This is a genomic window from Janthinobacterium sp. (assembly GCF_031995485.1).
In the GTDB taxonomy this organism is placed as follows: Bacteria; Pseudomonadota; Gammaproteobacteria; order Burkholderiales; family Burkholderiaceae_D; genus Janthinobacterium.
Genome location: NZ_DAMAGB010000018.1, coordinates 60,011 through 80,146 on the forward strand (window position 1 = coordinate 60,011; position 20,136 = coordinate 80,146).

Consider the following 20,136-nt stretch of genomic DNA (forward strand, 5'->3'; position numbering starts at 1 on the left):
CTTACATCGCCGCCTTGCGCAAGGTAGCCGCGCGCTTCTCGACATCCTGCCATGCTGGGCGCCTGGCGACATCCACCCTGATATACGCGGCCAGCGCAGCGATCTGCGCATCGGTCAGCGCGCTGGCAAATGGCGGCATATAGCGCGAGGCCTGCCCGGTGGAGCGTCCCGTTTCCAGCGGCATGCCTTCGAGCAGCACCTGGATCAGGTTGTCTGGCCGCTCGCCGGCCACCGCCGTGGCCAGCACCAGCGGCGAGCGCGCCGATGGCAGGCCGCGTGGCGGCGCGGCGCCATGGCAGCTGGCGCAGGCGCCGGCAAACAGCACGGCGCCCAGTTTTACCTGCTCGCTATGGGTACCCGGCACCGGTGCAACGGGCTTGGGTGGCGCAGCAGTCTGCAAGGTCATCAGATAGTGCGCCATGGCCTGCACATCGTCCTGCGGCACGCTGCCCAGGCTGTGCGTGACGGGCGCCATCGGCCCGCCGGCCGCGCCGTGTTCGGGCGAATAGCCATGGCGCAGGTACAGCGCCAGCTGCTCCTGGTTCCACGGCGTGGGCCGGTGCAGCAAGGTGGTCAGCGCAGGAGCATCCCAGCCATCGATATTGCCGCCACCGAAAGCCGGGCTGCCCTCGCCGCCGATCGGATTCAAGCTGCTGTGGCACGAGGCGCAGTGGCCCAGGCTGTTGACCAGGTAGCGGCCACGGTTCCATTCGGCCCCCTGCCCGGCATCGTCAGGCTGCGGCCCGCTGCGCAGGTACAGCAGATTCCAGCCGGCCAGCAGCGGGCGGAATCGCAAGGGCAGCAGCAGGTCGTTGGCGGGCGGCTTCGCATCGACCGCCTCGCGGCTCATCAGAAAGGCGTAGGCGTCGGCGATATCCCGGTCCGTCATCTTCGTATAGTGAATGTACGGAAAGGCCGGATACAGCAAGTGGCCGTCGCGCGCCACGCCATGCCGCAGCGCCCTTGCAAATGCCGCCAGCGGCCAGTCGCCGATGCCGTTGCCATCGCCATCCGCGTCCACGTGCGGCGTGATATTGGTGGTGTACAGCGTGCCGAAGGGCGTGCGCAGCGCCAGGCCGCCGGCAAACGGCGCGCCGCCCTTGGCCGTATGGCACACCATGCAGTCGCCCAGCGCCACGATGCGCGCGCCACGCGCCACCGCGCCCTGGTCCAGCGCGGACGAGGCGACGGGAGCGACCGGCGCGATCGCCGGCTGCCACGCAAACGCCAGCGCGCCGGCCGCGCCCACGACTACCGCGGCCAGCGCAATTTTCAGTTTTTTGTTCATGCCTTGGCTCCCGCAATCAACTCTGCGGCGCGTACCGGCGTGCTGTATAGCCGCTTGCCGGTTGCCGCGAAAATGGCGTTGGCGAAGGCCGGCCCGAAGGTGGCCGTGCCCGGCTCGCCGATGCCGCCCGGCGGTTCCTCGCTGTCGACGATCTCGATCACCACCGGCGGCGCCTCGGGCATGCGCAAGGCCTGGTAATCGTGGAAATTGCTCTGCTGGACGCGCCCGTCCTGGTGCGTGATTTCACCGTACAGCATGGCGGTCAGGCCGAAATTGATGCCGCCCTGGATCTGCGCGGCCACCGTGTCCGGGTTGACGATGCTGCCGCAGTCGACCACGCACACCACGCGCCGCACCGTGACGGCGCCGTCCATGCCGACCGACAGGTCGACCACCTGCGCCATATAGGTATTCCACGCATACAGCAAGGCGATGCCGCGTCCGGTGCGCGCCGGCATGCCCGGCGGCGATTTTTGCTGGCCGCCCCAGCCGGCCAGCCTGGCCGCGCGCTCAAGCACGTGGGCCGCGCGCGGCTTGTCCTTCAACATGGCAAGGCGGTATTGCAGCGGATCGCGTTTGGCGCGGTGCGCCAGTTCATCGATAAAGCTCTCGAGCACGAACAGGTTGCGGGTGGGCCCCACGCCGCGCCAGAAGCCGGTCGGCACGGGGCCGTCCTCGCGCGTGTATTCCACCTTCATGCTCGGGATCGCATAGCTGAAATTGGCCGAGCCTTCGACGGCGGCCAGGTCCAGGCCGTCGCGCAGCAGGCCGGGCGAGAACGGCGCGATATTCGACGGCCCCGCCAGTTTGTGGAACAGCGCCAGCGGCCAGCCATCCTCGCCCACCGAGGCCGACACCACATGGTGATAATGGCCGCGGTACACATCGTGCTGCATGTCTTCCTCGCGCGTCCACGTTACCTTGACGGGCCCCTTGACCTGGCGTCCGATCAGTGCCGCCTGCTCGATAAAGTCGCTGTGCAGCCGGCGCCCGAAGGCGCCACCGAGCAGATAGCCATTGAGCGTGACCTGTTCGGGCGCGATGCCCAGCCGTTTGGCGACCGCATCGCGGGCGCGCGCCGGTATCTGCGTGCCGACCCACAGCTCGGCGCGGTCCGCCTGCACGTGCACGGTGCAGTTGATCGGCTCCATCGGCGCGTGCGCCAGCATCGGGTTGGTATAGGTGGACGTATAACGCTGCGAGGCCGGCGCCGCCGCCAGCACGCCCGCCGCATCGCCGTCATTGCGTGCCACCTTGCCCGGCCGCGCGGCCGCCCGCGCCATGATGGCGGCGATGCCGGCCGTGGACAACGCCGTGTTCGGCCCATCGTCCCAAACGATCTCCAGCGCCGCCACGCCCTGGCGCGCATGCCAGGTATTGTCGGCGATCACGGCCACCGCATCGCTCAGCCGCACCACGTCGCGCACGCCGGGCAAGGACCGCGCGCGCCGTTCATCCACGGATTTGAGCGTGCCGCCGGCCACAGGGCAAGCCGCCACCGAGGCGAACAGCATCCCCGGCAGCACCACGTCGATGCCGAACTGCGCGCTGCCGTCGACCTTGCCGCGCGTATCGAGCCGCTTCTGTGGTGTTCCCAGCAGCTTGAAGTCGCGCCTGGCTTTGAGCGGTACCGGCGCTGCCGGCAGCGGCAGCCTGGCCGCCGCGTCGATCAGCGCGCCGTAGGCAATCTGCCGTTGCGAGGCCGCGTGATGGACCACGCCGTGCGCCGCATGGCAGCTCTCCGGCGAAACATTCCACCCCTGCGCGGCCGCCGCGACCAGCACCGTGCGCGCGCTGGCGCCGGCCTGGCGCAGCGGCAGCCACAGCGTCTGTATGCTCAGCGAGCCGCCCGTAAACTGGTCGTGGCGCGCACCGCCGTACAAGGCCACGTCGGGCGGCGCATGGCGCAGGCGCACTTGCTCCAGGCCGATTTCGAGTTCCTCGGCCAGCAGCATCGGCAGCGAGGTATAAGTGCCCTGCCCCATTTCGATCTTCGGCATGGTCAGCGTCACGCTGCCATCGCGGTGGATGGAAATAAAGGCATTCGGATCGAACTGCGTCGCCGCAGCGGTGGCGCCCGCCGCGAACGCCTGCTCGCCGGCGCCGGGCAGCCATCCCAGCACCCAGGCGCCGCCGACCAGGCCCGCGCTTTTCAGGAACAGCCGCCGCGATGGGGAGGGCGATGGGTGGAGATCGGCGCTCATGGCTTGCCCCCTTGCAGCGCGGGCGAGGCGGCCGCCTGGTGGATCGCCAGCTTGATGCGTTGATAGGTGCCGCAGCGGCAGATATTGCCGCTCATGGCGGCGTCGATGTCGGCATCCGACGGCGCACGGTTTTTCGCCAGCAGCGCCGAAGCGGACATGATCTGGCCCGACTGGCAGTAGCCGCACTGCACCACCTCGGCAGCCAGCCACGCCGCCTGCACGGCGCGGCCGCTGGGGGTGGCGCCGACGCCCTCGATGGTGGTGATCTTGCGCCCCACGGCCGCCTGCACCGGCAGCACGCACGAGCGCGCGGCGACGCCGTCGACATGCACGGTGCAGGCGCCGCACAGCGCCATGCCGCAGCCGAATTTGGTGCCGGTCATGTGCGCCGCATCGCGCAGCACCCACAGCAGCGGCATGTCGGGCGTCACGTCAAAACTGCGCGCGCTGCCATTGATCTCTAGTGTCACCATCTTCTTTCCCCGGTAAGAATGCCGGCGCGGCGTCTTGCCACGTCCAGGCTACCGGTACAGCATGACAGTGACTAGCAGGCAGGCACACTGCCAAAAGGCAGGGCGCATGCTGTTCAGCGAGAGCCTTTCTATGCAGGCAGCGGGTCCAAGGCGAGCGCGGCGTGGTCGATCTCCAGCAGCCGCGCCAGCGCCTCGACCACCAGTGCATGGTCGTCGCGCTCAGGCGCGCCGGACACCGTGATGGCGCCGGCCACGCCGTAGTGCGCCAGCAGCAGCGGAAAGCTGCCGCCATGGGTGGCGTAGTCGCGCAGCGGCTGGCCCGATTCCTGTTCCAGGCTGACGCCCTTCAGGCGCGCGGCCAGGCCCACCGCGTAGGAGCTGGTGTGCAGCATCTGCACGGTATTGCGCTTGCGGCGGGCCCAGTCGGCGTTATTCGGGCTGGCGCCCGGCATGATGGACTGGAACACGGTGTCGGCGCCGACCCGGATCTCGATCGCCAGCGCCATGCCGCGTTCGCGGGCCATGGCGCGCAGCAGGCCGCCCAGCCGCCACAGCTGGTCCAGGTCCAGGGTGGCAAATTGCAGCTGGCGTTCCTGCTCGGCGATGCGCGCCAGGTCTGATTGCATCTGTTGTGTCAAGGTGTACGCTCCTGTGATTGATCGATGCCGGCATGCCGCTGGAGAAACTGCGCCATGCGCCGGCGCGCCAGTTCGGGGCGTATCAGCACCCCGGCCGCGTCGAATCGAGCATCGGCGCCAAAAAAATCGCCACCGGCTAGCCGCCGGCGGCCGCCAGCATCCGCTGCACCGTGTCGATATTGAATTGCAGGCGCGCCTTCAGGGCCGCGTCCTGCGTGAAGTTGAAGCCGAACAGGTGGGCGCCCGTGTACTGGTTGGTCAGGTAGTAATACGAGATGGCGGCCAGCGTGATGCACAGCTGTACCGGGTCGACCCCGGCGCGGAACACCTTGAGCGCCACGCCACGGTCGAGGATGCGGGTCACCAGGGCGACATAGCTGTCCTGCATTTCGCGCAGGCCGCTCTTGCCGTCCAGGTGGCGGCCCTTGTGCAGGTTGGCGCTGTTGACCAGGGTGATGAACTCCGGATTCTCGATATAGTAATTCCAGGTGAACTCGACCAGCTTGCTCATCGCCTCCATCGGCGGCAGCGCTTCCAGGTTCAGCGCCATCTCGCGCGAGCGGATCTTCTCGTATTCGGCCGCGATCACTTCGGCGAACAGGTCATCCTTGCCGCCAAAATAATGGTAGATCATGCGCTTGTTCGAGCCCGAGCGTTCGGCGATATCGTCCACCCGCGCGCCACCGAGGCCGGAGGCGGCGAACTCCGCGCGCGCCGCCTGCAAGATACTGTCGCGCGTCGCATCGGCGTTACGCGCCCGAAATACCATTTTTGTTCCCATGATTGCCCTGTTCCTTGGCTGATTGACCAGCATCTTCTTGCCCTGCATTATAGCCGTCGACGGTGGAAAACCGGCGCGACCATGGCGCGGCGCTACAGGCCCGCGCTCAGTTCCGGCACGGCCACGAACAGGTCCGCCACCAGGCCATAGTCGGCCGCCTGGAAGATCGGCGCGTCCGCATCGCTGTTGATGGCAACGATGACTTTCGCGTCCTTCATGCCGGCCAGGTGCTGGATCGCGCCGGAAATCCCCACCGCGATATACACCTGCGGCGCCACCACCCTGCCCGTCTGGCCGATCTGGTAGTCGTTCGGCACATAGCCGGCGTCGACCGCCGCGCGCGAGGCGCCCAGGGCGGCGCCCAGCTTGTCGGCCAGCGGTTCGAGCAGGCGCGCATAGTTTTCGCCGCTGCCCAGGCCGCGCCCGCCCGACACGATGATCTTCGCCGCGCCCAGGTCGGGCCGCTCGGAGCTGGCCAGCGCGCGCGACACCAGCCGCGACAAACCGGTATCCGCGGCCGGCGCCAGCGCCTCGATCACGGCGGCGTCGCCGCCCTCGGCGACCGGGTCGAAGGCGGTGGTGCGCACGGTTGCCACCTTGACGGCGTCAATGCTGGTGACGGTGGCCAGCACATTGCCGGCATAGATGGGCCGCACGAAGGTATCGGGTGCCACGATGGCGCTGATCTCGGAAATCTGCGCCACGTCCAGCAGCGCGGCCACGCGCGGCAAGGCGTTCTTGCCATAGGTGCTGGCCGGCGCCAGGATATGGCTGTACGGTGCTGCATTGGCGACCACCAGCGCGGCCAGGTTTTCCGCCGTCTGAGCGGCATAATGGGGCGCGTCGGCCAGCAGCACTTTGGTCACGCCCCGCAGCCGCGCCGCCTGGGCGGCCACCGCCGCGCAGTCGCTGCCGGCCACCAGCAGATGGACCTCGCCGCCCAGCCGCAGCGCGGCGCCGACGGTATTGAGGGTGGCGCCATGCAGCTGTTGCTGGTCGTGTTCTGCAATAACAAGTGTGGTCATCAGATTACCTTCGCTTCCAGTGTCAGTTTCGAGATCAGTTCGGCCACGCCGGCCACCTTGACGCCGGCGGCGCGCGGCGCCGGTTCGCCGACGCGCACGGTGCTGTAGCGCGGTTGCAGCGCGGCGGCATCGACGCCGAGTTCGGCCGGCGTGACAGTGGCCAGCGGCTTTTTCTTGGCCTTCATGATGTTCGGCAGGGTCACGTAGCGTGGCTCGTTCAGGCGCAGGTCGGCGCTGATCACGGCCGGCAAGGTCACCTGCAGGGTTTCCAGGCCGCCGTCCACTTCGCGCGTGACGGTCGCCTGGTTGCCCGCCAAGTCAATGGCCGAGGCGAAGGTCGCCTGCGGCCAGCCGGCCAGCGCGGCCAGCATCTGCCCCACCTGGTTGGCGTCGTCGTCGACCGCCTGCTTGCCGCACAGGACCAGCTGCGGCGCCTCCTGGTCGCAGACGGCTTTGAGCAGCCTGGCGACGGCCAGCGGCTGCAGTTCGGCCTCGCTGTGGACCAGGATGGCGCGGTCGGCGCCGATCGCCAGCGCATTGCGCAGCACCTCCTGGCAGGCCGCCACGCCGCACGATACGGCGATGATTTCGGTGGCGATGCCCGCTTCCTTCAACCGCACCGCCTGTTCCACGGCGATTTCATCGAAGGGGTTCATGCTCATCTTGACATTGGCCAGTTCGACGCCGCTGCCATCGGCCTTGACCCTGACCTTGACGTTGTAGTCCACTACCCGCTTGACGGGGACGAGTATCTTCATTGTTGCTCCATCGTGAGAAATAAGTGAATCGAATCCGTTTTTTAACGAACCATTACTTGACCATCTGCAGTTTGCTGCGGTCGATGGTCAGCGCGATGGCGACGATCAGCATCAGGCCGAACACGAACTGCTGCGACTGCGCCGGCACTTCCAGGTAGACCATGCCGGTGCGGATCACCGCCACGATCAGGGTGCCGACAAAGGTGTTCAGGACGCCGCCGACGCCGCCCGACAGCGAGGTGCCGCCCACCAGCACGGCGACGATCGCCGGCAGCAGAAAGCCCTCGGCCACGTTCGGCCCGCCACCGGCCAGGCGGGCAGCGAAGATCAGGCCGGCGGCGGCCGCCAGCGCGCCGGAAATCGCGTAGGCGGCGATCTTGTAGCGGTCGACGCGGATGCCCGACGCCAGCGCCGCCAGTTCGCCGCAGCCGATCGCCTTCAGGACGCGGCCAAAGGTGGTGCGCCGCTCCAGGAACAGCAGCACCGCCAGCAGCGCCAATGCGATCAGCACTTCGTGCGGAATGGCCAGGGTGGCGCCATAGATCCAGCCATAGCCCTGCGCACGCAGCCCGGCGTCCATCGACACCGACTGCTGCTTCGAGACATAGGCGCCCAGCGACAGGGCGATGCCGCCCAGCGCCAGGGTGGCGATAAAGGACGGCACTTTGAGCTTGGTCGAGGCGACGCCGGAAGCGCCGCCCAGCAGCGCCCCGGCCAGCAGCACCAGCAGGGAGGTCCACGGTCCGCCCAGCGGCAGCGCGACGGTGGCCAGCACGGTGGCCATATTGGCCAGCGATTGCGACGACAGGTCGATGCCGCCGATATAGATCACCAGCGTGATCCCCAGCGCCATCACGAACAGGGCGGCGACGTCGGAGGCCATCTGCAGCAGGTTGGCCGGCTGCAGGAACTCGGGGTGGGCCAGGCTGACCAGCAGCGCCAGCACCACCAGCGTCAGCCACGGAAAGTGGGCGCGCAGTTTTTCTATCTTCATCTTGGTCTCGCAGTAAAAAAAGCAGGTCAAGTCATGTGGTGGACCAGATCGAACGGCGTCGGCTTGCTGCCCGGCGCGCAGTCGAAGCGGTGGCGGATGCGCTGGTCCTTGAGCACCACGATGGTGTGCGACAAGCCGATCGCCTCTTCCAGCGTGTCGGCCATCAGTAGCACGCCGCAGCCGTCCGCGCACATTTCGCGTATCACCTCGTAGATGCCCTCCTTGGCGCCGATGTCGACGCCGCGCGTGGGGTGGTCGAGCAAAATGATGTCCGAGCCGCCGCTGCGCCATTTGGCGATCACCACCTTCTGCTGGTTGCCGCCAGAAAGCTTGCCCGCATTGGCGTGCACCGACGGCGCCTTGATCGCCAGGCGCGCCATCCACTGCGCGGCGGTGGTCTTTTCGGCCGCCATGCGCAGCACCCCCGCCCGGCTGTAATTGCCCAGCTGCGACAAGGTCATGTTTTCGCACACCGACATGCCGTCGACGATGCCCTCGATCTTGCGTTCGCGCGGGATATAACCCATGCCGCCGGCCACCGCCCTGGCCGCGCTCTGGCCCTTGACCGCTTGCCCCTTGAGCCGCAGGCTGCCGGAGGTGGGCTGTTCCAGGCCGAACAGGGTGCGCAGGATGGCTTCGCCGCCGCTGCCCTCCACGCCCACCAGGCTGAGCACCTCGCCGCGGTGCAAACGCAGGCTGATGTCCTGGTAATGGCCCTTGCGGCTCAAGGCGTCCAGCTCGACCAGCACCTCGGCGCCATGCGGCAGCTGCTTGTCTTCGCGGTAGTATTCGACGCTGATCTCGCGCCCCACCATCTGCTGCTGGATCTGCTCGACCTGCGCCTGCGCGCTGTCGACCACGCTGACCACCTCGCCGTCCTTCATCACGTAGATGCGGTCCGAAATCTCGATCACCTCGTCGAGCCGGTGCGACACGAAGATGAAGGCGGCGCGCGAACGCAGCTCGCGGATCAGCTTGAACAGCAGCCGGGTTTCCTCTTTCGACAGCACCGATGTCGGTTCGTCGAGCAGGATCACCAGCTGGCCGTCGACCCGCTCTTCCAGGGTCAGCACCTTGGCCAGCTCCACCATCTGGCGCTGGGCGAACGACAGCCGCGCCGTGATGGTCTTCGGGTCGATATCGAGGTGCACCTTGTTCAACTGCAGGCGGGCGGCGGCCGCCATCTTCTTCCAGTTGATCACGCCGAAGGACGAGAACTGCTGTTCGAAGCCGAGGAAGATATTTTCCATCACGCTCAGGTTGGGCAGCAGCGACTGTTCCTGGAACACCATGCCGATGCCGGCCTGCATCGCGGCGCGGGGGCTGGCGAAGCGGATCGGCTTGCCGTCGATCAGGATCTCGCCGCCATCGTGCTGGTAGCTGCCGTACAGCACCTTCATCAGGGTCGACTTGCCGGCGCCGTTCTCGCCGACCAGGCCGATGATCTCGCCGTTGCCGACTTTGAAATCGACACCCTTCAGGGCGCGCACATTGGGGAAGTTCTTTTCTACTTTGCGAAATTCAAGCATGGCGGTCACTTCACGAAAGAAATCGATTTACGGTCGGTCGACAGCACCACGGCGATAATCACCAGCAGGCCCAGCACGCCGTCCTGCAGGTAGCGCGGCAAGCCGGCCACCACCATGCCGTTGCTGATGACATTGACGATCAGCACGCCGGCCACCGTGTTCCACACGCCGCCGCTGCCGCCGAGCAAGGTGGTGCCGCCCACCACCACCGAGGTGATCGACACGAACATATAGTTCGAGCCCGTATTGGCTTCGGCCATGCCGAGCCTGGCCGTGGCCAGCAGGGCGGCCGCCGCGTAAAACATGCCGGCCAGCATGAAGCCCAGCAGGCGCACGCGGTACACGTTCAGGCCGGACGCATGGGCCAGGTGTTCGCCGCCGCCCACCGCATAGAAATTGCGGCCCAGGACGGTCTTGCGCTGGATAAACCAGGCCAGCAGCACGGCGGCCACGCCCACATAGGCCATCAGCGGAAAATTCCACCAGCGCTTGAGCAGCAAGGCGCGAAAGACATCGTCCTCGATGCGGATCTGTTCGCCGCCCGTCATCAGGATGGCGATGCCGGTGCCGACAAAGCCCATCGCCAGGCTGGACATGAAGGACGGTATCGACAGGCGGATATGGATCAGGCCATTGATATAGCCGAACACGGCGCCGGCGGCGATGGCGGCCGGCAGCGCGACCCAGGCCCAGCCTTCGGCCAGGTGGCCGCCCAGGGCCAGGAACAGCCAGCCGAAAACGACGGCGGTGGTCGAGACCACGCCTTCCATCGACAGGTCGATCGAGCCCATGATGATGATGAAGGTCACGCCCAGCGCCACCAGCAGCGCGGGCGTGGCGGAAATCGACATGCGCGCCAGGTTGGCGACGCTGAGGAAATTCGGATTGACCGCCGTGAAAAAGGCCAGCAGCGCGGCCAGCACGATGGCGGGCGCCCATTGCCAGGCGAGGTGGTACGGTGTTGCGGAGGATGTCATGGTAAAGCCTTCAATCACAGTGCGGGGACGTGCGCCCGCGGCGGCGCGCGGCGGGATGCCATGGCGCGCCGGGTGCCGCGGGCTTGCTGGTACTCAGGCGCGGATCGGCCCGGTGGTCGGGCCCCAGAAGTCTTTCCAGTCGTATTTGGGGATGCTGCCCGACAGGTATTTCTTCTTGAACGCCTGGGCGTCTTTTTGCGTGATGAGGATGGTGGGGCCGTAGAACTCGCGGTGCGCCTTCGGCTCTTTCGACGGCTTGAAAGTGCCGATCGCCGCGTGGTAGGCCAGCGCCACCGAGATGCCGCCGGCCCACGGCGGATTGGTAAAGCAGGTGGCCAGCAGTTCGCCCTTCATCACCAGGTCGACCGCCTGGGCGTTGCCGTCATACGCCACCACCGGCAGCTTGCGCCCTTCGGCGCGCAGCGCTTCGAGGATGCCGTAGGCCATCGAGTCGTTGGCGCTGAACACGCCCGTGATCTGCTCGCCGAAGCGGGTCAAAAAGCCCTGCATCACCTCATTGGCCTTTTGCGTGCTCCAGTCGGCCGGCTGGTAATCGAGCAGCTTGACGTTCGGGAAATCCTTCAGTGCGTTCATCAGGCCCTTGCGCCGTTCGACCGCCGGGCCATTGGCCGGAATGCCGCCGATACCGACGATGGCGCCCTTGCCGCCCATGGCGGTCAGCAGGATGCGGGCCGTTTTTTCGGCCGGCTCGACGTCGGACCAGGTCATGTGCGAAACCCAGTTGTCGCCGAAATCCCAGGGATGCAGATCGTCCGTCTTGTTCCAGATGGTGGAGACAAAAGCGCCCGCCTTGGCCACCGATTCGACCACCGGGCGCGCATTGGGCGCGTCGTTCGGGTCGCAGGCGATGGCGCACTTGCCGCCCGTCTTGGCCAGGAAGGACTTGATGTCCGCCAGCGACTTTTCGCTGCTGCCGTTGTTGATCAGATGGACCAGGTCGGATTTTTTCCAGCCCTGGCCTTCCACGAACGCCTCGCCGCCCGACACCAGCTCGTTCCAGTACGGGTTGCTGCGGTCGCGGTAGCTCCAGGCCAGCGGCAGGCGCTGGCCTGGCGCGGCCATCGCGGGCAGGCCCATGCCCATGGCGGACAGGCCCGCCAGGCCGGCGGCGCCGGCCAGCAGGAAATGGCGGCGGCTGACGGTTTCGCGCTCGATGAAGGTCTTGATGAAGGACGTGTCTTTTTCCAATTTTGTCTCCGTTTGGTGGTGTCCCCGTCGTGGCGGGGAGGTTATTTTCAAACTGGCTGGGGTGGTATGGGTCTATCCAGGAGCATTTAAGTAACTCCCTAGATAGTTACTATAAACCTGAAATTCTGCGATTGCAATCGGAATCTGACGATTCCGCGCCGATAAATCGCAGGCTTATATGTGCTTATATGTGCTTACACGGGAACCGGCACATCCTCGCGCAGCAGGCCCTGGCGCTTCAAGGTCTCCCAGAAGGCGGCCGGTATGGTCGTGGAGAACCATGCCAGGTTCTGTTGCAGCTGTTGCACCGTGCGGGTGCCGGCCGTAAAGGACGCGACGGCCGGATGGGCGACGACGAACTGCAGCGCCGCCGCCGGCAGCGGCACCTCAAAGTCGCGGCAGACCTGCTCGATGCGCGCCACGCGCTCGAGGATGGCGGGCGGCGCCGGCGCATAGTTGTACTTGGCGCCAGGCCTGGCGCCGGTGGCCAGGATGCCGGAATTGAAGCCGCCGCCGACCACCACCGTGGCGCCGCGCTGCTGGCACAGCGGCAGGAATTCGTCGAGCGCCGCCTGTTCCAGCAGGGTGTAGCGCCCGGCCAGCAGGAAGCAGTCGAAATCATGGCGCTTGAGCGCCGCGTGGCACACTTCCCATTCATTGACGCCCACGCCGATGGCTTTCACCAGGCCTTCCGAGCGCAGCCGGTCCAGCGCGCGCCAGCAGCCATCCATCGCTTCCTCGAACACGCGCGGCTGGTCCGCGCCCTGGGTGTACACGTCGATATCGTGGATAAAGCAGATATCCATGCGTTCCAGCGCCAGGCGCTGCAAGGAATCCTCGAAGGCGCGCATGGTGCCGTCATAGCTGTAGTCGAAGCGGCTGCGGAACGGCGCGGCATCGACCCAGGGGCCGAAATCGATGCTGGCGCGCGGCGCCGGCGTCAATACCCGGCCCACCTTGGAGGCCAGCACGAAGTCGTCGCGCCGCTTGCCGCGCAGGTTGTGGCCCGTGCGCAGTTCGGCCAGGCCGTGGCCGTACATGGGCGCGGTGTCGAAAAAGCGCACGCCCGCGTCCCAGGCGGTGGCGATCATCTCGCTGGCCACGGCCTCGCTGATGGGTTCGAAGATATTGCCGATCGGCGCCGTGCCGAAGGCAAAGGCGGTCACTTCCAGGCCGGTCCGGCCGATCTGGCGTTGTTCAGTGGGCTGCATATGGTCTCCTCCTTGTTGTAGAAATCAATCCCAGCGCGGTGCGTATGGCACTCTTGCACTGGTCACGACGCGGTAGTTGGTGGCGCCCAGCGCGTCGATGCGCGCCATGTCGACGCTCGACAGCGTGAAATCCATGATATCGAAATTGGCGCCGATATTTTCCGGCTTGGTCGACATGGTGTTGATCGCCACGCCCTTTTGCAGTATCCAGCGCAGCGCCACCTGCGCCGCCGACTTGCCCACCGCCGCGCCGATCTCGCCGAACAGCGGATACTTGAACACTTCGCCGCGCGCCACCGAGCAGTAGGACGACAGGGCAATGCCGGTCTCGCCGGCCGCCGCCAGCAGCTTGCCCTGGTCCAGCAGCGGGTGGAATTCGACCTGGTTGGTGACCAGCGGCCGGCGCACCAGCCGCGCCGCCTGGCGCATCATGGCGGCCGTGTAGTTGCTCACGCCGATATGGCGCGCCAGGCCCAGGTCGGCCGCCTGTTCCAGCAGCGCCAGCGAGGGCGAGATATCGCCATCGGCCGGCGCCCAGTGCAGCAGCAGCACGTCCAGCTGCGCCAGTTTCAATTTGTCCAGGCTGTCGCGCACCGAGTCAACAAAGCGTTCGGGCGCAAAATTCTCCGGCGCGACCTTGGAGGTGATGCACAGCTCACTGCGCGGCACGCCGCAACCCTGCAAGGCCAGCCCCAGGTCGGCCTCGTTGCCATAGCCCTGCGCCGTGTCGAAGGCGCGGTAGCCGGCGGCCAGCGCCGCCCGCACGGCCGCCGCCAGCTCCTCGCCCCTGAGCGGATACGTGCCGAAGCTGCGTTCCAGCCCCGGTCGGAAATAAATGCTCATGCGGTCTCCTTGAGAACATCGCCGATGGCGATCTGGATCTTGTTGATGCGCTTGTCGCTGATGAATGCGTCCATCGCCTCGGCTATGCGTTCGAGCGGATACACGGTGGCGACAAAAGCGTCCAGCGCCAGGCGCTCATGCGCGATCAGGGTCATCGCCTCGTGCATGTCGTCGCCCATGCCGGCCACGCTGCCCTGCAGGCCCAGTTCCTTGAGCACCACCTTGAACGGCAGGTAATGCGCCTGCGCGTCCGGCGCGGACAAGCCGAAGGCCAGCACCCGCCCGCCCGGGCGCACCAGGTCGAAGGCCTGTTCGTACAGCGACGTCAGGCCCACCGATTCGATCACCAGGTCGGCGCCCCTGCCCTGCGTGGCCCGCGCCACCACGCCGGCCAGCTGCGCCGGATCGCTGACGACGTAATCGGCGCCGCTGGCCCTGGCCCATGCGGCCCGTTCGGGATTCGGGTCCGAGACGATGATGGGCGCCGCACCGGCCTGGCGCGCCACCTGCAGGTGCAGGTTGCCGATCGGCCCGGCGCCCAGGATCAGCACCGATTCGCCCAGCCGCAGCCGGCTGCGTTTCACGGCCCGCACGATGCACGACACGGGTTCGGTCAGCGCCGCCAGCTCGATCGGCGTGGTGTCGGCCACCGGCACGATATGGCTGGCCGGCACGCGCACATACTCGGCCAGGCCGCCATCGACATGGATGCCGATCTGCACCATCGCCGGGCAATTCATGATCTCGTTCTTGCGGCAATAAAAGCAGGCGCCGCAACCGACGTTGATATCGGCCGTCACGCCCTGGCCCAGCGCCAGGCCGGTGACGGCTCCGCCGATGGCCGCGATATGGCCGGAGAATTCATGGCCCGGGATCAGGGGCAGGCGGTCGGCCGAATAGCTGCCGTGGTAGATATGCATGTCGGTGCCGCACAGGCCGCAGCGCGTGACCTTGACCAGCACATCATTTGGTCCCGGCAGCGGCACCGGTACCTGGCGCACCTCGAATTGGCCAGGCGCGACCAGCACGGCGGCGCGCATGGTGGCCGGCAGGGAAATGGGTTGCGTGATGCTCATGCGGCTTCCTTCACGCGGGTTTCAAGGCCGGCGCCCAGGCGCGCGGCGCGTATCATGTCGGCCGCCTTTTCGGCGATCATGATCGATGGCGCATTGGTGTTCGAGCTGACTAGCGCCGGCATCACGGAACTGTCGCAGATGCGCAGGCCGGCGATTCCGCGCACGCGCAGTTCGGGGTCGACCACCGAGCCCGGGTCGCCGCCCATGCGGCAGGTGCCGACCGGGTGATACGAGGTGCGGCCATACTGGCGCGCATACTGTTCCAGCTGCGCGTGGCTGCTGATGGCGCCGCCCGGAAAATGCTCTTTTTTCACGTACTTGCCCAGTGCCGACTGGGCGAAGATCTCGCGGCTAAGCCGTACGCCTTCGATCGACGTGCGCAAATCGTATTCATGGCCGAGGAAATTCGGGTCGACCAGCGCCGCGTCGCGCACGCTGGCCGAACGCAGGGTGACCGAGCCGCGCGCTTTCGGCCGCAGCGTATAGGAATTCATGGTCACGCCCGAGCCGGAAGCGATCTTCGGCACGCCGGCCTCGACGCCGGCGCCGACCAGGAAGTGGAACTGCAGGTCCGGCGTGGCGGCCTGGCGGTCGGCATACCAGAAGGCGCCGCCTTCGACGATGGTCGAGGCGACCGGCCCCTTCTTGAACAGCAGGTATTCCAGGCCGGCCCACAGCATCCAGTGCGTCTTGTTGTACTTGTCCAGGCTGTGCGGGCCATTGAGTTCATACACCACGTCGATGCCGAAATGGTCGTGCAGGTTGCGGCCCACCTCGGGCAGGTCGGCCACCACCGGTATGCCCAGGGCGCGCAGCTCGTCGGCCGGGCCCATGCCGGACAACAGCATCAGCTTGGGCGAACCGATGGCGCCCGCCGTCAGCAGCACTTCGCCGCTGGCGCGCAGCATCACCCGCTTGCCGTGCTCGATGATTTCCACGCCGACGGCGCGCTGGCGCTCGACCAGGATGCGCTCGATCAGCACGCCGGTGCGCACGGTCAGGTTGGGCCGCCGCATGGCCGGGCGCAGATAGCCGACCACCGCCGAACAGCGCCGTGCCTGGCGCGTGATGGTCTGGTAGGCGCCGGCGCCGTCCTGCTTCTCGCCGTTGAAATCGGGGTTATACGGCATGCCCACCTGCTGGCAGGCCTGCACGAAGGCGCGCGTGATCGGCTGCGGCGTGGGCGTGCTGACGCCCTGCGGGCCGCCGATGCCGTGGCGCGGGCCGGCCAGGCTGTCGTTGTCCTCGGCCCGCACGAAGTACGGCAGCACCTCGGCGCCGCTCCAGCCGGTGCAACCATGGTCATTCGCCCAGGCGTCATAGTCCTGGGCGCAGCCGCGCGTGTAGACCTGGGCGTTGATGGAGCTGCCGCCACCGAGCACGCGCGCCTGGGTGTAGGCGATCTCGCGGTTCAGCGCGTGCTTTTGCGGCACCGTGGTCAGGCCCCAGGTCAGCGGGCCACCCGTCATCTTGTAGAAGCCCACCGGCAGGTGGATGTACGGGTTGCTGTCGGCCTTGCCCGCTTCGAGCAGCAGCACGCGCACCTCGGGCGATTCGGACAGCCGCGCGGCCAGCGCGCAGCCGGCCGAGCCGCCGCCGGCGATGATGTAATCGTAATCCATGGCGCTCCCCTCAATTGATCCAGTGCTGGCGCGGCTGCAGATTGATATGCACGGTTTTGACTTCCGTGTACTCCTCGATGCCGGCCAGCCCCGCCTCGCGGCCCTGGCCCGACTGCTTCATGCCGCCCAGCGGGGTTTCCGGGCCATTGTCGAGCGTGGTATTGACCCAGACGCGGCCGGCCTGGATATCGCGCGACGCGCGCAGCGCCTGGTTCAGGTCATGCGTCCAGATCGAGGCCGACAGGCCGAATTCGCTGTCATTGGCCAGCGCGATCGCCTCTTCATAGGTATCGAAGGGCACGACCGCCAGCACCGGCCCGAAGATCTCTTCGCGCAGCAGCGGCGTCCCGTTGGGCACGTCGGCCAGCACGGTCGGCTGCACGAAGTAACCACGTTCGGTTTCCAGCCGTCCGCCACCGCACACCACCGTGGCGCCCGCCTTCACGCCCTGTTCGATATACGCCAGCACGCCGTGCATATGGCCTTCGTCGAACATGGCACCCACCTGGGTGGCTTCGTCGAGCGGGTCGCCGATGCGGATGCGGGCGATCTTGGCCGCCAGCTTTTCCGTAAAGGCGGCGGCAACGCTGCGCTCGACCAGCAGGCGGCTGCCGCCGACGCAGCACTGGCCCGCATTGAAGGCCATGCCGAAGGCGACGCCGTCGGCCGCGTCATCGAGGTTGGCGTTGGCGAACACGATGTGCGGATTCTTGCCGCCCAGTTCCAGGCCCAGCTTCTTGATATTGCCAGCCGAGGCGGCGATCGCCTTCTGGCCGGTGGCGGTCGAGCCGGTAAACGACACCATGTCAACCAAATCGCTGTCGAGGATGGCCTGGCCGGCGACGCTGCCGCGGCCCGTCACCACATTGACCACGCCGGCCGGCAGACCCGCTTTTTCCAGCAGCGCGCACAGCATGACGGTGGTGCCGCTGGTCGCTTCGGCCGGCTTGATCACGGCCGTGCAGCCGGCGGCGAGGATGAACGGCAGGCGCTCGGAGAGAATGAAGAAGGGGAAATTCCACGGCGTGATGACGCCGACCACGCCCAGCGGCTGGCGCAGCACCATCGCCAGGATGCGCTCGCCCATATTGTCGTAGGCCTGGCCGGCCATGGTACGCGCCGCGCCGGCGGCAAAGCGCCACACGTCGACGGCGCCGTGGATCTCGCCGATCGCCTGCAGGATGGGTTTACCCGTTTCCAGCGATTCGACCAGTCCCAGTTCTTCGGCCTGCGCTTCGATCAGGTCGGCCGCCTTGAACAGCACCTTGGCCCGTTCGGCCGCGCCCATGCCGGCCCATTGGCCGTGGTCGAAGGCGCGCCGCGCGGCGGCGATGGCGCGTTCGGTGTCGTCCTTGCCGGCGCGTGGCCAGCTGGCCACCGGCACGCCGTGGGCGGGACTGTGGCGGGTGATGGTCTCGCCGCTGGCGGCGTCGGTGAACTGGCCGTCGATATACATCTGGAACACGCGTGGCGTGGTGGGCAGGCTTCTTTTGTTCATGGTCTCGCTCCTGTTGATTTTATTGACTGTTTGTTTTTGACTAGAATACAGGCTTGCATTTGTCGCGGAAAGCCTGCAGGCCGATGGCGGCGTCGCGGCTGCCCTTGATCTCGGCGCCGGCCGCCGCATGGAATTCGCCCGGTTCGGCGTTCCACAAGATCGCTTCCTTGGCCAGCGCCGCCGCGTGCGGCGACACCGCCGCCAGGCGCGCGGCCAGCGTGGCCAGTTCCTGCTCGAACGCGGCGCCGTCCCAGACGGCGTTGAGCAGGCCCCAGCGTTCGGCGCGCGCCGCATCCACGGTGCACAGGCTCAGCACCGCTTCGAGCGCCCTGCCCCGGCCCGCCAGCCGCGCCAGCCGCACGCCGCCCTGCCAGCCGGGAATGGCGCCGATGCCCACTTCGGGAAAGCGGAAGGTCGCGCCAGCGCTGGCCACGCGCAGGTCGGCGCACAGGGCCAGTTCCAGGCCGCCGCCGAAACACACGCCCTCGATGGCCGCCACCGTGGGGCAGCGCAGGCGCTCGAAGCGGTCGAAAATGCGGTTGCCGAAATCGATCCAGTCGCGCGCGAACTGCTGCGGCTCCATCGGCGCCCACTGGCCCACGTCGGCGCCCGAGGAAAAGGTGCCGCCTGGCGTGCCGCGCAACAGCACCACGCGCACGCCGGGGTCCTGCTCGACGATGCCGATCTGGCGCTCGAGTTCATGCAGCATGGCGAAGTCGAGCGCATTGGCCTTGCCCGGATGGTCCAGGGTGAGCGTCAGCAGCGCGCCTTCGCGCCGCGCATGCACGGTGCCCATGGCCGCCTCAGGCGCCAACGCCGTAAAAGGACATGAAGCGCCGCATGCGCGCCACCGCCTCGTCCGGATCGCGCAGCAGGCCGGCCGCATCGGCCAGGCGGAAGGTCTCGGCGAAATACGGCAAGGCGCGCATGGCCTGGTGGCCGGCCAGCATCTTCATGTGCCGCTGATGGCCGTTCAGGTAGGCCAGGAACACCACGCCGGTCTTGTAGTAGCGCGTGGGCGCCTTGAAAATATGGCGCGACAGCGGCACAGTAGGCGCCAGGATGGCGAGAAAACGTTCGCGCTCGCCTTGGGCCAGCGCTGCCAGCGCATGCGCCGCCGCCGGCGCGATGGCGTCGAAAATGCCCAGCAGCGCATGCGAGAACCCGGCCTCGTCGCCGGCGATCAGCTCGGGGTAATTGAAGTCGTCGCCGGTGTACATTTTCACGCCAGCCGGCAAGCGCCGGCGCATGTCGATCTCGCGCTGCGCGTCCAGCAGGGAGATCTTGATGCCGTCGACCCTGGCGGCCGACTCGCGGATGACTTCCAGCGCGATATCGCGCGCCGCCGTCAGTTCGCTCGTGCCCCAGTAGCCGGCCAGCTCCGGGTCGAACATGTCGCCCAGCCAGTGCAGCACCACCGGTTGCTCGGCATGCGCCAGCACCTGGCGGTACACGTACAGGTAGTCGTCGGGGGTTGTCGCCACCCGCGCCAGCGCGCGGCTGGCCATCAGGATCAGACGCCCGCCCAGCTGCTGGATGGCGTCCATCTGTTCCTTGTATGCGCCGATCACGTCGTCCAGCGTGTACGAACCCGCGGAGTCCAGGTGGTCGGTGCCGCAGCCGTTGAAGACCGGTACGCTGTCGTCGCCCAGGCTGGCGCGGGTGCGGCGTATCAGTTCCAGCGCCGTGCGCCAGTCCAGGCCCATGCCGCGCTGCGCCGTGTCCATCGCCTCGGCGATGCCCAGGCCCATGCCGGCCAGGTAGTGGCGGTAAGCGAGGGTGGCGTCCCAGTCGATGGCGTCGCCATCGGCCAGTGGGTCGGCCACGACATGCGCGGCCGACAGCACGATGCGGTTGAACGGTTGCGCGGGCGCGGCCGGCGCGCTCCAGGGCGTGCCCGTCAGGGTGTGGGATTGCAGGCGGCCATCCGGGCCGGGTAAGAGAATTTCTGCCACAATGTCTCCAGTGTCTGGTTTGCGTTTTCAGGCTGACGCCATATAACGATCTAGT

General features: G+C 67.2%; 18 protein-coding genes. All 18 read right to left on the reverse strand.

What is annotated here, in order from left to right; all coding sequences use genetic code 11:
* Position 1: 1 nt before the first annotated feature.
* A complete protein-coding gene (locus tag RTQ46_RS12510) occupies positions 2-1,288 on the reverse strand; it encodes a c-type cytochrome (protein WP_312436984.1) in 1,287 nt (428 codons plus the stop codon).
* Complete coding sequence (locus RTQ46_RS12515; protein WP_312436986.1) at positions 1,285-3,492, reverse strand: molybdopterin cofactor-binding domain-containing protein; 2,208 nt, start codon at positions 3,490-3,492, stop codon at positions 1,285-1,287. Before RTQ46_RS12515 ends, RTQ46_RS12510 begins: the two co-directional genes overlap by 4 nt.
* Complete coding sequence (locus RTQ46_RS12520; protein ID WP_312436987.1) at positions 3,489-3,965, reverse strand: 2Fe-2S iron-sulfur cluster-binding protein; 477 nt, start codon at positions 3,963-3,965, stop codon at positions 3,489-3,491. Before RTQ46_RS12520 ends, RTQ46_RS12515 begins: the two co-directional genes overlap by 4 nt.
* A gap of 128 nt (positions 3,966-4,093) precedes the next feature.
* Entirely contained in the window at positions 4,094-4,603 is a 510-nt protein-coding gene (locus tag RTQ46_RS12525) for a heme-degrading domain-containing protein (protein ID WP_312436988.1), read from the reverse strand.
* Between the two features lie 136 nt (positions 4,604-4,739).
* Positions 4,740-5,384, reverse strand: coding sequence for a TetR/AcrR family transcriptional regulator (locus RTQ46_RS12530; protein WP_312436989.1), 645 nt, complete (start codon positions 5,382-5,384; stop codon positions 4,740-4,742).
* A 92-nt stretch (positions 5,385-5,476) separates the two neighbouring features.
* On the reverse strand, positions 5,477-6,409 hold the full coding sequence (locus tag RTQ46_RS12535; RefSeq protein WP_312436990.1) for an FAD-binding protein: 933 nt from the start codon (positions 6,407-6,409) through the stop codon (positions 5,477-5,479).
* On the reverse strand, positions 6,409-7,167 hold the full coding sequence (locus tag RTQ46_RS12540) for an electron transfer flavoprotein subunit beta/FixA family protein (protein ID WP_312436991.1): 759 nt from the start codon (positions 7,165-7,167) through the stop codon (positions 6,409-6,411). Before RTQ46_RS12540 ends, RTQ46_RS12535 begins: the two co-directional genes overlap by 1 nt.
* 52 nt (positions 7,168-7,219) lie before the next feature.
* The gene (locus tag RTQ46_RS12545; protein WP_312436993.1) at positions 7,220-8,161 is read right to left on the reverse strand and encodes an ABC transporter permease; all 942 of its coding nucleotides are present in this window, start codon (positions 8,159-8,161) and stop codon (positions 7,220-7,222) included.
* Positions 8,162-8,187: 26 nt separating this feature from the next.
* Positions 8,188-9,690: a sugar ABC transporter ATP-binding protein gene (locus tag RTQ46_RS12550; protein ID WP_312436994.1), complete on the reverse strand. Its 1,503-nt coding sequence runs from the start codon at positions 9,688-9,690 to the stop codon at positions 8,188-8,190.
* Between the two features lie 5 nt (positions 9,691-9,695).
* Positions 9,696-10,667: an ABC transporter permease gene (locus tag RTQ46_RS12555; protein WP_312436996.1), complete on the reverse strand. Its 972-nt coding sequence runs from the start codon at positions 10,665-10,667 to the stop codon at positions 9,696-9,698.
* A gap of 93 nt (positions 10,668-10,760) precedes the next feature.
* Positions 10,761-11,876, reverse strand: a complete 1,116-nt coding sequence (locus RTQ46_RS12560) for a sugar ABC transporter substrate-binding protein (RefSeq protein ID WP_312436998.1) — start codon at positions 11,874-11,876, stop codon at positions 10,761-10,763.
* A gap of 194 nt (positions 11,877-12,070) precedes the next feature.
* A complete protein-coding gene (locus tag RTQ46_RS12565; protein WP_312437000.1) occupies positions 12,071-13,087 on the reverse strand; it encodes an aldo/keto reductase in 1,017 nt (338 codons plus the stop codon).
* A 24-nt stretch (positions 13,088-13,111) separates the two neighbouring features.
* Positions 13,112-13,930, reverse strand: coding sequence for an aldo/keto reductase (locus RTQ46_RS12570; protein WP_312437002.1), 819 nt, complete (start codon positions 13,928-13,930; stop codon positions 13,112-13,114).
* Positions 13,927-15,006: a zinc-dependent alcohol dehydrogenase gene (locus RTQ46_RS12575; RefSeq protein WP_312437003.1), complete on the reverse strand. Its 1,080-nt coding sequence runs from the start codon at positions 15,004-15,006 to the stop codon at positions 13,927-13,929. The genes RTQ46_RS12570 and RTQ46_RS12575 overlap by 4 nt, the downstream gene beginning before the upstream one ends.
* Positions 15,003-16,628 carry a GMC family oxidoreductase N-terminal domain-containing protein gene (locus RTQ46_RS12580; protein WP_312437005.1) on the reverse strand — a complete coding sequence of 542 codons (1,626 nt, stop codon included), beginning with the start codon at positions 16,626-16,628 and terminating at the stop codon, positions 15,003-15,005. Before RTQ46_RS12580 ends, RTQ46_RS12575 begins: the two co-directional genes overlap by 4 nt.
* A 10-nt stretch (positions 16,629-16,638) precedes the next feature.
* Complete coding sequence (locus RTQ46_RS12585) at positions 16,639-18,126, reverse strand: aldehyde dehydrogenase family protein (RefSeq protein WP_312437007.1); 1,488 nt, start codon at positions 18,124-18,126, stop codon at positions 16,639-16,641.
* Between the two features lie 40 nt (positions 18,127-18,166).
* A complete protein-coding gene (locus RTQ46_RS12590; protein WP_312437008.1) occupies positions 18,167-18,922 on the reverse strand; it encodes an enoyl-CoA hydratase/isomerase family protein in 756 nt (251 codons plus the stop codon).
* A gap of 7 nt (positions 18,923-18,929) precedes the next feature.
* Positions 18,930-20,084, reverse strand: a complete 1,155-nt coding sequence (locus tag RTQ46_RS12595) for a dihydrodipicolinate synthase family protein (protein WP_409518327.1) — start codon at positions 20,082-20,084, stop codon at positions 18,930-18,932.
* Between the last annotated feature and the right edge of the window lie 52 nt (positions 20,085-20,136).

What these genes read in the sequence shown, in the direction of transcription:
- RTQ46_RS12510 (WP_312436984.1), bottom strand. Translation starts at nt 1,288, where the DNA reads ATGAACAAAAAACTGAAAATTGCGCTGGCCGCGGTAGTCGTGGGCGCG.
- RTQ46_RS12515 (WP_312436986.1), bottom strand. Translation starts at nt 3,492, where the DNA reads ATGAGCGCCGATCTCCACCCATCGCCCTCCCCATCGCGGCGGCTGTTC.
- RTQ46_RS12520 (WP_312436987.1), bottom strand. Translation starts at nt 3,965, where the DNA reads ATGGTGACACTAGAGATCAATGGCAGCGCGCGCAGTTTTGACGTGACG.
- RTQ46_RS12530 (WP_312436989.1), bottom strand. Translation starts at nt 5,384, where the DNA reads ATGGGAACAAAAATGGTATTTCGGGCGCGTAACGCCGATGCGACGCGC.
- RTQ46_RS12535 (WP_312436990.1), bottom strand. Translation starts at nt 6,409, where the DNA reads ATGACCACACTTGTTATTGCAGAACACGACCAGCAACAGCTGCATGGC.
- RTQ46_RS12540 (WP_312436991.1), bottom strand. Translation starts at nt 7,167, where the DNA reads ATGAAGATACTCGTCCCCGTCAAGCGGGTAGTGGACTACAACGTCAAG.
- RTQ46_RS12545 (WP_312436993.1), bottom strand. Translation starts at nt 8,161, where the DNA reads ATGAAGATAGAAAAACTGCGCGCCCACTTTCCGTGGCTGACGCTGGTG.
- RTQ46_RS12550 (WP_312436994.1), bottom strand. Translation starts at nt 9,690, where the DNA reads ATGCTTGAATTTCGCAAAGTAGAAAAGAACTTCCCCAATGTGCGCGCC.
- RTQ46_RS12555 (WP_312436996.1), bottom strand. Translation starts at nt 10,667, where the DNA reads ATGACATCCTCCGCAACACCGTACCACCTCGCCTGGCAATGGGCGCCC.
- RTQ46_RS12565 (WP_312437000.1), bottom strand. Translation starts at nt 13,087, where the DNA reads ATGCAGCCCACTGAACAACGCCAGATCGGCCGGACCGGCCTGGAAGTG.
- RTQ46_RS12570 (WP_312437002.1), bottom strand. Translation starts at nt 13,930, where the DNA reads ATGAGCATTTATTTCCGACCGGGGCTGGAACGCAGCTTCGGCACGTAT.
- RTQ46_RS12575 (WP_312437003.1), bottom strand. Translation starts at nt 15,006, where the DNA reads ATGAGCATCACGCAACCCATTTCCCTGCCGGCCACCATGCGCGCCGCC.
- RTQ46_RS12580 (WP_312437005.1), bottom strand. Translation starts at nt 16,628, where the DNA reads ATGGATTACGATTACATCATCGCCGGCGGCGGCTCGGCCGGCTGCGCG.
- RTQ46_RS12585 (WP_312437007.1), bottom strand. Translation starts at nt 18,126, where the DNA reads ATGAACAAAAGAAGCCTGCCCACCACGCCACGCGTGTTCCAGATGTAT.
- RTQ46_RS12590 (WP_312437008.1), bottom strand. Translation starts at nt 18,922, where the DNA reads ATGGGCACCGTGCATGCGCGGCGCGAAGGCGCGCTGCTGACGCTCACC.